At 41.3% G+C, this 12,760-nt stretch carries 11 protein-coding genes; all 11 read right to left on the bottom strand.

The window, feature by feature from the left end:
- Positions 1-94: 94 nt before the first annotated feature.
- The 11 genes from pnp to P8629_RS10395 all read right to left on the bottom strand — a co-directional run bounded on the left by pnp (position 95) and on the right by P8629_RS10395 (position 12,760).
- The gene (pnp, locus tag P8629_RS10445; RefSeq protein ID WP_278166079.1) at positions 95-2,179 is read right to left on the bottom strand and encodes a polyribonucleotide nucleotidyltransferase; all 2,085 of its coding nucleotides are present in this window, start codon (positions 2,177-2,179) and stop codon (positions 95-97) included.
- A 281-nt stretch (positions 2,180-2,460) separates the two neighbouring features.
- Positions 2,461-2,727, bottom strand: coding sequence for a 30S ribosomal protein S15 (gene rpsO, locus P8629_RS10440; protein WP_278166078.1), 267 nt, complete (start codon positions 2,725-2,727; stop codon positions 2,461-2,463).
- 123 nt (positions 2,728-2,850) lie between these two features.
- Positions 2,851-3,342 carry a Crp/Fnr family transcriptional regulator gene (locus tag P8629_RS10435; protein WP_278166077.1) on the bottom strand — a complete coding sequence of 164 codons (492 nt, stop codon included), beginning with the start codon at positions 3,340-3,342 and terminating at the stop codon, positions 2,851-2,853.
- A gap of 15 nt (positions 3,343-3,357) precedes the next feature.
- Positions 3,358-4,191: a methyltransferase gene (locus P8629_RS10430; RefSeq protein WP_278166076.1), complete on the bottom strand. Its 834-nt coding sequence runs from the start codon at positions 4,189-4,191 to the stop codon at positions 3,358-3,360.
- A gap of 11 nt (positions 4,192-4,202) precedes the next feature.
- Positions 4,203-5,114 (bottom strand): tRNA pseudouridine(55) synthase TruB, encoded by a 912-nt coding sequence (gene truB, locus P8629_RS10425; RefSeq protein WP_278166075.1) that lies wholly within the window; start codon positions 5,112-5,114, stop codon positions 4,203-4,205.
- A 30-nt stretch (positions 5,115-5,144) separates the two neighbouring features.
- Entirely contained in the window at positions 5,145-5,513 is a 369-nt protein-coding gene (rbfA, locus tag P8629_RS10420; protein WP_278166074.1) for a 30S ribosome-binding factor RbfA, read from the bottom strand.
- 118 nt (positions 5,514-5,631) lie between these two features.
- Positions 5,632-8,094, bottom strand: a complete 2,463-nt coding sequence (gene infB / locus P8629_RS10415; RefSeq protein ID WP_278166073.1) for a translation initiation factor IF-2 — start codon at positions 8,092-8,094, stop codon at positions 5,632-5,634.
- A 19-nt stretch (positions 8,095-8,113) separates the two neighbouring features.
- Positions 8,114-9,601 carry a transcription termination factor NusA gene (gene nusA, locus P8629_RS10410; protein ID WP_278166072.1) on the bottom strand — a complete coding sequence of 496 codons (1,488 nt, stop codon included), beginning with the start codon at positions 9,599-9,601 and terminating at the stop codon, positions 8,114-8,116.
- A 69-nt stretch (positions 9,602-9,670) separates the two neighbouring features.
- Complete coding sequence (gene rimP / locus P8629_RS10405) at positions 9,671-10,126, bottom strand: ribosome maturation factor RimP (protein WP_278166071.1); 456 nt, start codon at positions 10,124-10,126, stop codon at positions 9,671-9,673.
- A gap of 148 nt (positions 10,127-10,274) precedes the next feature.
- Positions 10,275-10,898, bottom strand: a complete 624-nt coding sequence (locus tag P8629_RS10400) for a 3'-5' exonuclease (RefSeq protein WP_278166070.1) — start codon at positions 10,896-10,898, stop codon at positions 10,275-10,277.
- Between the two features lie 14 nt (positions 10,899-10,912).
- Positions 10,913-12,760, bottom strand: coding sequence for a putative nucleotidyltransferase substrate binding domain-containing protein (locus tag P8629_RS10395; RefSeq protein ID WP_278166069.1), 1,848 nt, complete (start codon positions 12,758-12,760; stop codon positions 10,913-10,915).

The following is a 12,760-nucleotide window of genomic DNA, read 5'->3' as shown; positions in this document are numbered from 1 at the left end:
TCTTCTTTATTAGACATGCGAAAAAGGCCGTTGAAACGGCCTTTTAAATAGTACGAGACTTTTTTGTAAGACAAAAAAGATTCGATAGAAACGATTAAACTGCCTTTATAGACAATTTAACACGACCTTGTTTATCAACATCGGTCAGACGAACCTTGATTTCTTGTCCTTCTTTTAAGTATTCATTCACGTCTTCGACACGTTCATCAGCAATCTGTGAGACGTGAACCAACCCTTCACGACCTGGCATATAGGAAACGAAAGCACCAAAATCAACAATCTTAACCACTTTGGCATCGTAAACTTTACCAATTTCAGGTTCAGCTGTAATTTCCGCAATACGAGCTTTAGCGGCATTAGCAGACTCGTCATCCACTGCAGCAATTTTAACGTTGCCATCATCATCAATTTCGATTGTGACACCCGTTTCTTCCGTAATCGAACGAATGGTTGCACCACCTTTACCGATGATTTCACGAACTTTTTCAGGCTTCACTTTTACCGTAAAGAAACGAGGTGCAGTCGTTGCTACATCCTGGTTTGAAGAACCGATTGCCTTTTCCATTTCTTTTAAAATATGTAAACGACCATCTTTGGCTTGTTTTAAAGCAATCTGCATGATTTCTTGCGTAATACCAGTGATCTTGATATCCATTTGCAGTGCAGTAACACCTTGCTCGGTTCCAGCAACTTTAAAATCCATATCCCCTAGGTGATCTTCATCCCCCAGAATATCTGATAAGACCGCAAAACCAGATTCTTCTTTAACCAGCCCCATTGCAATCCCAGCAATCGGTGCTGCGACAGGAACACCAGCATGCATCAAGGACATTGACGTCCCACAAACCGTTGCCATTGAAGAAGAACCATTTGATTCGGTAATCTCTGAAACGACACGAATGGTGTAAGGGAATTCATCTGCTGTCGGTAGTAAAGCAGCAACCCCACGGCGCGCCAACATACCATGACCAATTTCACGACGACCTGGTGTACCAACACGACCACATTCACCGACTGAGTAAGGAGGAAAGTTATAATGCAGCATAAAGCGGTCATTATATGAGCCTGTTAGGTCATCGACCATCTTAGCGTCTTTTTCTGTTCCTAATGTGGTGACAACAATCGCTTGTGTTTCTCCACGAGTAAACAAAGCAGAACCATGAACTTTAGGAAGAATGCCGACTTTACAGTCAATATTTCGAATTGTTTGAGTATCACGACCATCAATACGGGGTTCACCGGCGATAATACGGCCACGAACGATTTCTTTCTGCAGTTTACCGACCATCTTGTCGATTTCTCCAGCATCATACCCATCCGTGTTTTCTTCAGTCGCGGCTAACGCATCCATCACTTTTGCTTTTGCGGCATCGATTGCAGCATACCGATCCATTTTATCAGCAATGCTATACGCGGCTTCTACATCTGAACGAATCGCATCAAAGACTTTTGTTTTTAATTCGGTATTTTCTGTCGCTGGTTCCCAATCCCAAGCAGGTTTACCCGCTTCAGCTTTTAATTCGTTAATCGCTTCAATCGCCACTTGCATTTGCTCATGCCCGAATACCACTGCACCTAACATGATGTCTTCAGATAATTCAGCTGCTTCAGATTCAACCATTAATACAGCATCAGCAGTTCCAGCAACACTCAGCTCTAAGTCCGACTCTTTAAGCTCTTCACTTGATGGGTTCAAAATATAGCCGTTGTCTTTATAGCCGACAACCGCAGCACCAATCGGGCCTTCAAATGGTATTCCAGAAATCGCCAAAGCTGCAGAGGTTCCCAGCATCGCAGGCACTTCCGTTCCAATCTCAGGATCTAAAGATACAACCATTGCAATAACTTGTACTTCATTCATAAAGCCTTTAGGGAATAAAGGACGGATTGGACGGTCGATTAAACGAGATGTCAACGTTTCTTTTTCAGAAGGACGCCCTTCACGTTTTAAGAATCCACCAGGAATACGGCCTGCAGAATAGGCTTTTTCTTGATATTGAACGGTTAAGGGGAAGAAATCTTGACCTTCTTTGGCACTTTTAGCGCCCACAACCGTTACCAATAGCTGCGTATCGCCCATTGAAACCATTACTGCGCCATCAGCTTGACGTGCAATTTCTCCAGTTTCAAAACGAACTTCATGCTTTCCATACTGAAAAGACTTAGTAAACTTAGACATAACTTCATTCCTTGTCAGGTTAGATACGAGTTGTCGTATCAACGACCTACCTAGCCAATGAAACCTGAATCCTCAGCGATTTTATACACTAAAACAGCTGAGGATTCAGGCTTAAAACGGTTTCCGGCCTGGGTCGTAAAAATAATAAATTAAACGCTGAAACATTTTACAACAAATCCCTCAGCAAACAACAGACAGAACAAGATTTATCGCAAAAACTCAGTTTTATTCAGCTAAAAAAAAACCCCGCAATGCGGGGCTTTTTTTCTGCTTGATGGGTCTTACTTACGTAGACCAAGCTTTTTAATCAAGTCAAAATATCTTTGTGCATTTTTCTTATGCAAATAATCAAGCAACTTACGACGACGGCTTACTAAACGTAAAAGACCTGTACGTGAATGGTTGTCATGAATATGGCTTTTGAAATGTTCAGTTAGGTAAGTGATACGGTGCGTTAATAACGCAACCTGTACTTCTGGAGAACCTGTATCGCCTTCTGAAGTTGCATAGTCAGCAACGATTGCTGCTTTATCTTCTGGTGTTAACATAACTTTTATCCTTGATAAATCGGTTAAAAAAATATCTCTTTCCGCAACCGATGGCAGAAATGAAAGAACGTATTATACACGCCCTTTCTAGTTTGTCTACGATTCTAACCAATAAAATCTGAATTAATGGCGTCCAAACCCAACCATATAATGCTCAAAATGAGAAACATCGTTACTGAGTGCTCGTACTAAGTGATCCAAGCTCACCACTGCATTCTCAACCAGGTTTACCGCAATATAAGGATGCTCGACTTTTAAACGATCATACATCGGTCGTTTGATTTCTAACAAAGTCACTTCTTTTGATCTTGCTGACATTTTTAACATACGGGGCTTTCTATCAAAGAAAGACATTTCTCCAATCAAGTTACCTGGCCCTTGCACCCCTACTTCTGCCTCATCCTGTCCATCTGTGGTGGAAAAAGCAACCTTTCCTTTCACAATAAAGAACATTGAATCACCGACATCACCCATATCAAAAATAACATCGCCTTTTTTCAAATTTTTTTCTTGTAAGAACTCGCTCATAACTTCCACATCTGGACGCGTTAATGATTCACAAATCGCGTTCTCTTGAAAATAATCAAACAATTCGGAAGCAGTCATATTTAACATAGTATCAATCTCTTTCTAATCTTTTATTTTTTGAGCAATAAAGGACGCAACAGGGCGACCATCATTGAGTGTGTCTATTCTATCAACAATTATACGAAAATCTTTAAAGGTTTTTGCCAACTCCCCTTTTTTCAAAATATAATTTGGGTTTTTAGGGGATCCAAATGCTTCAACCCCTTCTACAAAGGTTTGAAATACTAGATACCCGTTCGGTTTTAGCAACGTTTTAATGCTGTCAAATAGCGCCCGATTGAGATATCGAATAACGACAATTAAATCAACCGGCTGTGAGGGTAAGCAACCTGACTCTTTAACAGAGCAAGTGTACCAATGAACAGACTGCTGGTGAAAGTCCGCTAACTGTTTGGCGCGCTGCATTGCCGACTCTTTATGATCTATTCCAGTGACATCCCAGCCATTCATCGATAAATACACTGCATCTCGTCCGCCGCCGCAGCCAATATCCAATGCCAACGGCTTGGCGTCAGAAGAGGGTTGATTTGCATACTCTGTGACAAACGTTTCAATTAATGAACTGGGAGACCATAAAATACGGGACTCGGTTCCAGAAACAGCCAGGCCTGGTGATTTCTTTATAAGGGATTGGAAATCTGTATCAGACAAACCCCATTCGAGATGATAGCCTTTTTCAACCAAAAATGAATGCGCTTCTTCTAAATAAAGACTGTCTGCCAGCAATTGTAATTTGGCTGGTCTGGCTGGCAGCTCATTCATGCGTTGCTTCAATTCCGGCCAAGGTAAATGGGTCGCGGTCTTGAAGTGACTTTCTTGAAAGGCTTCAAAGCCACGTGCATCCACCAACGGCAACTCGGGGTTATAACACGTCATAACACCCCTCTTTAAGGCTGCGGCTCGTCAATAGGGTCTAAATTAAATAACCGTTTAGGTTTGAGGAGCTGCTTTTCCTGCTGCCACTCTCCCACGCCAATAAAACGAGCTTGCGGATCATAGAATCTCACCAGCGATGTTTCAGGTTCATCAACATCAAGCTTTCCACCATGCAGAATCTTATCTGTATCTTCAGCACTGAGGTCAATCGCTTGAAGATGCTCTAACGGAAGATCTAGCGGTTGTAGATAGGCTTCTTTATTCAACTCGATTTCTTCCAGAGTCACCATCGCATCAGCTTTTAAAGCACCCGTCTGTGTTCGGTGCAACGCAATCAAGTGACCGACTGTTCCTAAAGCCTTGGCGATATCTTCTCCTAAGGTTCTGACATAAGTCCCTTTAGAACAAAGCACTTCGAAGCGTACGACCGTCTTTTCGAAATCGATTAACTCAAGATCATAAATATGGATTGGACGCGCCACTCGTTCAATTTCAATGCCCTTTCGTGCATACTCGTATAAAGGTTTCCCCTGATGTTTCAACGCTGAATACATAGGAGGCACTTGCATAATGTCGCCTTGAAACTGAGTAAAGACTTTTTCCAATACATCTTTACTCAATGCCGGTACTTGAACCGTTCTTAAGGGGTTACCATCCTTATCGCCCGAATCCGTTTCAACCCCTAATTGCAATGTGGCAATATAGCGTTTATCAGAATCCAACAATAACCCGGAAACTTTCGTGGCTTCCCCTAAACAAATAGGCAGCAACCCGGTTGCAAAAGGATCTAAAGCACCAGTGTGCCCCGCTTTTTTGGCGTTATAAACACGCCTTACCTGTTGAAGCAATCCATTTGAAGTTACCCCTTCAGGTTTATTCAGAAGGACAATTCCATCCACCTTTTGCCACTGCTTTTTTGCCATACTTACCACGATTATTAACGTTAAATAGAATTATTTCTTGTTCTGGTGTAATGCTTTAAAAATCAATTCTTCAATATGACTCGCATTTTCTGCGACGGTATCGTAAAAAAAGCGCACTTCCGGTGTAATACGTAAATTCATACGTTTGCCAATTTCCGAACGAAAAAACCCTTTCGCCTTTTCAAGCGCTTTAATCGCATCTTGTGCAGGTTGGTCTTTTTCATTGACACCAATAATGGTGAAATAAACTGTCGCAATACTTAAATCTTTTGAGACTTTACATTCGGTAATATTAACCTTCTCTAAACGAGGGTCTTTTGTATCACGATGTAAAACTTCCATTAAGGTTTTGCGAATTTCTAAAGCCACTCGTGCGGGTCTACTGACTTCTTCATTCATAATAAGGTTCTCTTTTATTAGCTAGAAACAACAATGCCCCGAAGACGGGGCACTGAAAAAATATACAACCCTTGTTAACTTAAAAGTAACGCACTTCTAAACAAGGAATGGACGTCAATTAGTCTAAAGTACGTTTAACTTCAACGCGCTCATAAACCTCAATCTGGTCACCGACTTTGACATCGTTATAGTCTTTAACCCCAATACCGCATTCCATGCCTTGACGAACTTCTGGCACGTCATCTTTAAAGCGGCGAAGAGATTCTAATGCGCCTTGATAAATAACAATATTATCACGAAGGACACGAATCGGGTTATTACGTTTCACGTTACCTTCTGTCACCATACAACCTGCAATTAAGCCGATCTTAGGTGCCTTAAAGACATCACGCACATCTGCAACACCAATAATTTCTTCTTTAAAGTCAGGAGCAAGCTTACCTTCAACTGCACGCTTCACTTCATCAACGATCTCATAGATAACGCTGTAATATTTTAAGAAAATTCCTTCACTATCAATCAAGCGCTTGGCTTTTGCATCAGCACGTACATTAAACCCGAAGATCAATGCATCAGAAGCTACGGCCAAGTTAGCATCGGTTTCTGTAATCCCACCAACACCTGATGAAATAACGGAAACTTTTACTTCATCATTTGAAAGCTTAACCAAAGCATCCACGATGGCTTCAATCGACCCTTGCACGTCGGCTTTCAGAATGATATTAACATTCTGAACTTCACCTTCTTCCATCTTGTTGAACATGTTATCCAACTTAGACTTCTGCTGACGAGCGATCTTCTTCTCTTTATGTTTACTTTGACGGAACATAGCCACTTCACGTGCCTTACGCTCTGATTCGACGGTAATCATGTCATCACCGGCAACCGGCACACCTGACATCCCAAGTATTTCAACCGGAATAGAGGGGCCAGCACTCTCAACTTGTTCGCCGCTTTCATTGACAAGCGCACGAACACGTCCATATTCCATACCACATAAAGCAATATCGCCTTTCTTCAAGGTTCCAGCTTGAACAAGAACTGTTGCAACAGGGCCTCGACCTTTATCTAGTCTAGATTCAACGACCACACCTTTCGCAGGACCTTCAAGCGGTGCTTCAAGCTCTAAAATTTCTGATTGCAATAGAATCGCATCCAGTAAATCATCAACCCCTTCACCAGACTTAGCAGATACACGGATAAACTGAGTATCACCACCCCATTCTTCCGGCACCACTTCTTCAGCAACCAGTTCTTGCATCACGCGATCAGGGTTAGCCCCTTCTTTATCCATTTTGTTAATGGCAATCACCATTCCCAATTTGGCCGCTTTAGCATGTTGAATCGCTTCTTTGGTTTGAGGCATAACACCATCATCAGCTGCAACCACAATGACGACAACATCAGTTACTTTCGCACCACGTGCACGCATTGCTGTAAACGCCTCATGCCCTGGAGTATCAATAAAAGTGACACCACCATGACCTGTTTCTACATGGTAAGCCCCAATATGTTGGGTAATCCCACCAGATTCGCCATGAGCGACTTTCGCTTTACGAATGTAATCCAAAAGCGATGTTTTACCATGGTCAACATGCCCCATAATAGTGACAACAGGTGAACGTTGAACCGTTTCACCGTCATAATCTTGATTCACAACATCATCTTCAAGCTGGTTTTCATTGACTAAAACGAACTTATGGCCCATCTCTTCAACGACTAACTGCGCAGTTTCTTGGTCAAGCACTTGGTTTATCGTCACCATTGAACCGAAGCCCATCATGGTTTTAATAACCTCTGTTGCTTTAACCGCCATTTTATCTGCCAGTTCAGAAACTTTAATCGTTTCACCTAGAGGAACTTCTCTAACTTGCTTTTCAACAGGCTTTTGGAAACCATGCTCGTTGTCAGCGTTATGAGCTTTTTTATGCCCTTTATGTCGACGACGACCAAACGATTGATCTCCTGACATAGCCAAAGTCTTTTTAGACTGTTTTTCTTTTGGCTTAGGCTTACCTTTATGCTTAGGCTCTTCTTTAACCGGTGGTTTGCTTTGTTTTTTCTTATCGTGTTTATGCTTCTTATCGGATTCAACAGGAACCGGTTCAGGCACAACATCTAAGATTGCTTCTGGTGAAACAGGGGCTTGTTCGACTTTTTCTGCTGATGCTTCAGTTTCTTTGGTCGTTTTAGTTTCTGCCACTGCAGCTGTATCCTTTTCTGGCACATCTGCAACCACTTCTTCCACGACTGGTTCTTCAACAACTGGCTCTTCAACCGTTTCAGGCTTTTTAACGTAAGTTCTTTTCTTACGTACCTCAACATTAACAGTTCTTTTGCCTGCACCAGAAGACAAATTCAGCTTTTGAACCTGCTTTCTTTTTAATGTAACTTTCTTAGGCGCATCCGCGGTTTCTCCGTGGAGCCCTTTCAGGTAATTTAATAACGTCATTTTCTCATCGTCTGACAAAAAATCCGCTTCTTTCTTACCCGATATGCCTGCGTCTTTCAGCTGTGATAATAATTTATCGACCGAAAGTTTCAATGTTTCTGCAAACTGTTTAATTGATACTTGAGACATACACTAGTGCCCTCCTAGATTATTCAAACCATGGTGCGCGTGCTTTCAAAATCAATTCGCTAGCTGCGTCCGCATCCATCTCTACTATTTCTAATACTTCATCCGTGCCTAATTCAGCTAAATCTTCCTGAGTGATGATTCCTTTAGAAGCGAGCGTTTTTGCCATTTCTTCAGTCATGCCTTCTAAGTCCAATAAATCTTGTGCTGGTTCAGCCATGGCTGTTTTTTCTTCGTTTGCAATTGCTTGAGTCAACAGTGCATCTTTAGCTCTTTCTTTTAAAGCTGCAACAATCTCTTCATCAAAGCCTTCGATCTCTAACATTTCTGCAGCTGGTACATACGCCACTTCTTCAAGCGTGGTAAAGCCTTCTGCAACAAGAACTTCTGCAAGCTCTTCATCGACTTCTAGGCCATTGACGAATAAATCCATCTGACCTTTCGATTCTGTTTCATGCTTAGCTGCCATGTCTGATTCAGACATGACATTCAATTCCCAACCTGTCAACTCAGTTGCCAAGCGGATATTTTGACCGTTTTTACCAATTGCTTGAGACAATTGCTCATCATCAACTGCCAAGTCCATTGTATGCTTGTCTTCATCAACCATAATAGACGTGACTTCAGCCGGTGCCATTGCATTAATAACAAACTGCGCATCGTTTGAATCCCAAAGGATAATATCGATACGCTCGCCGTTTAATTCATTCGTGACTGCTTGAACACGTCCACCACGCATCCCGACACAAGCCCCAATAGGGTCTAGTCGAGGATCATTAGCACGCACTGCAACTTTCGCTCTTAAGCCAACATCGCGCGCAGCGCTCATAATATCAATCAAATCGTCGCCAATTTCAGGCACTTCGATTTTAAACAGCTCCATCAACATTTCTTTACACGCACGAGACATAACAATCTGTGGTCCACGAGGACGGAAAGAAACTTCTTGAACGTAAGCACGGACACGGTCGCCCATTTTAAAATTTTCACGATTAATCAATTCTGAACGTGGGATCACTGCATCGACATTATCCCCTAAATCGAGGATGACATCACCGCGGTCAACACGTTTAACCTGACCGGTTATAATTTCTCCAACGCGCTTCGAATATTCTTCAACCACTTTTTTACGCTCAGCTTCACGAACTTTTTGAATAATCACTTGCTTCGCTGTTTGCGCACCGATACGACCAAATTCAATTGATTCGATTGACTCTTCAATAAATTCACCTGGTTCAATATGCGGCTCAACATCAACTGCATCCATATGACGAATATACCAACCAACGTGATCTTCGATTTCAACGTCGTCTTCAATCACTTCCCAACGACGGAAAGTTTCGTAATCACCCGTATATCGGTCAATAGAAACACGTGCGTCAATTTCATCGTTATGACTTTTTCTAGTTGCTGTCGCTAGCGCCGCTTCAATGGCGTCAAAGATAATTTCTTTTTCCACGCCTTTTTCGTTAGACATGATTTCAACAACTGCTAAAACTTCCTTACTCATTTCTATTTCCTCAAAATAGGGGGTACGTTATCGTTACTCTTAAAGGGTAAAACCCCTTTGTTTAACTCATCAAAACTGGGGAACTATATTGGCTTTGTCAATTAAACTAAAAGGGATCTCGTAAAGCTCACCATCAACTTCAACTGCAATGTCGCTTTCAGATACTTGTGACATTACACCTTTAAAGCGCTTTCGACCCATAACAGGGCTAGAGGTTCTGACTTGAACCTCTTGTCCTTCATAAGCTTTATATTGCTCAGGATGAAATAAAGGTCTATCCATTCCAGGGGATGACACTTCTAACATATAAGCATTTGATATCGGATCTTCGACATCCATGATCGCACTCACCTGGCGGCTCACTTTTCCACAATCATCCACATTGACGCCGAGTTCGGCATTATCTATATAAATTCTTAAAGTGGAATGCTTTCCAGCAGGTAAATACTCACAACCCCAAAATTGAAACCCCATGGTTTCAATCGTTGGGCGTAATAAATTTTCAATCTTGTCTTCCAAGGTCACAGATTGTACTTTCCTTAATTCAAAAAATAAAAAACCCCGTAAAAACGGGGTTTTTAAAATTTAAGCAGAAAGAAGTCTGATACCAATTTCTTTCTCTTAATGAAGATTTAAAAAACTGAAAATATTATATTCACAATCCCTGCGTATGTCAATAAAGGCCTTGGTAGTTTTCAAGTGACTTCAGTTTTATAAAAATCAAGCTAGTCATAAATGCATCACTAAATGCATCATGTTGACCTAAATTTGGTAAGTCTAAGTCTTTTAAAATCGAATCAAATGACAAGTCTATGATTTTTTTAGGAATAACTTCCTCTTTATAATCATAATAACGTGCTGACACTTCAATCTGGGGGTTCGGTAAAGTGATACCAAGCCAAGGTTTAATAATCTGATTCACCATGGCAACGTCAAATTCCAAATAATAGCCGACCAGCTCCCGTGAACCGATAAAATGTAAAAATGCTTCAATACCCTCCTGCTCACTCAACCCTTGTTTTGTATCTTCATTACGAATCATGTGAATTTTAATGCTTTCTTCTGAAATATCCCGCTTCTGTAAGAAAGTCAAATTCAACGCTTCGCTGGTCAATATTTCATTCCCTCTAATTTTTATTGCGCTTAAGGAAACCAATCTATCTCTACGCGGGTTAAGCCCTGTTGTTTCGCAATCAAAACAAACAACCTCTTCTTCAGAGGACGAGTCGAACAAAAATTCAAAACGCGGATCTTTTAATCGCTTTTGATTCCAACGCTGTTTTAATTGTTCAAACATATTGCACTAACCCTTTATAGCACCGCAGAAACTTTAAAATGATGATCGATCAGTTTTTTGAAACGATTCACGACACTAAACGCTTCTTTTAATAAATCTTGTTGAATCGGTGTTAATTCTGATACTTGTAAAAAGTTATTCGGCATTTTGCTTCGACTCACCTGCTCAACCATCGACTCTAACCTGAGCGTATTTAAAAAATTCAACGTTTCCCCGAGCTCAATACCAAATGCTTCTGTTAACACGCCTTCTTTCATCAACTCTTTAATTCGCCAATGCGTGTTCGTTTTCAAAATACCCTTCTCTATCGCCAAACACCGAACACCATGAACGATTGGAAAAACCCCGCCTTTTTTAATATCAATCTGTGATTTATGCGATTTTTTATCCATCACCAGCTTGCCAAAAAAGCTAATTGGGGTATCGAATTGCAATACTGGTTTAGCAAAGTGCGGCAGAAAATGTTGATTCGAGGCAATCCAGTTCAACATAACCTGCTTGGCTTCTAACAGCATTGACTCATCCCCCAAAACAATATCTGCATCATAGAAGATCGATAGATTCATGAAAGCATCTGCCGACGGCTGGATCATCCAATTTCTCAGCTGCTCCTTAAAATCTGACAGAGTCTGACACCAAATGGGATTCGACACCATAATATTGCCGGGACAAGGGGGAAAGCCAAGCTCAATCAAACTATGCGTAAACTCCTGCATAAAATCGACCAGGCCTGGTAGGTTTTTGGCAGAATCCGGTAAAATAAACGCATTATCCTGATCGGTTCTAATGACTTGTTCCGCACGACCTTCGCTGCCCATCACTAATAAACACCCCGACTCCAATTCAGAGAAAGGTTTTAAAAACTCAAACACTTTTTCCATGATTTTACGATGCAGTTCATTAACCAGCTTGGCGATATAATGCGTTTTGACACCACGATTGTTTAAATTGATAACCAGCGCATCAATTTGGTGAATAACTCGCTTCAAATCTTCCATTTTTTCAGCTTGCTGAATAGTCAACACCACTAGACTTGATTGATTTGCAAACATCCCCATCAAGTCTTTTTGGTGTAACACCCCAACCAGCGCATCATCTGAACGAACCACCAAACGATTAATTCGAAACTTAGTCATTTTAAGCAGAGCATTAAATAAATAATCGAATTGATGAACAGAAACAACCGGCACTGTTGCTAAAGGCCCTACTTCCGAGTTCACAGGTAAATGCTCTAACGCAAGCGCATTCAATAAATCGATAGAGGTGACAATCCCCATTTCACTGGAGGATTGAAAATGCACCACGCAAGCATCTGTTTTACACTGCTGCATTTTTTGTACGCACTCTTCTATCCCGGTCGATTCATTGACTTCAATCAAGGTTTGCAAAGGCGCTTCTTCTACAATTCCCATCAGAGCTTCACTAGATGATTCCGCCTGAATTTGTGCATGAAGCTTATTCAGCTTGGCGGTGATATCATCAATAAAAAAACCTTGAATCTCAGGCTGTGAAACCAATTCCAGAAATATGGCTTGTGGCAAGCGGTAGGCAATCGCCTCTTCAATCACCTCATAACGCAGGTAGGATTCTCTTTGTAATAATAAAGCATCACCAAAAAAGGTATTCGCACCATAAACCGCTCTCTGACGATTACTCTCATCAAACTCGGCAATATGCCCTTTAATGACAAAATATAAAAATGCACTTTGCTTTGAAGACGGGTGACTTGAGAGCTCAAGTGTTGTCTTTAAAGGAAAATACACTACGTCTAGAGCAGAGGCTAAATGCGTCAACTCTTTCAAACTTAAAGCTGAAAAGGGTTCAACCTGCTTTAAAAAATTTAACTGTTGTTGAATAGACAT

The sequence above is a fragment of the Hydrogenovibrio sp. 3SP14C1 genome (assembly GCF_029625905.1).
Taxonomy (GTDB): domain Bacteria; phylum Pseudomonadota; class Gammaproteobacteria; order Thiomicrospirales; family Thiomicrospiraceae; genus Hydrogenovibrio.
Note: the sequence above shows the minus strand (reverse complement) of the source record. Positions and strands in the feature narration are given on the sequence as shown.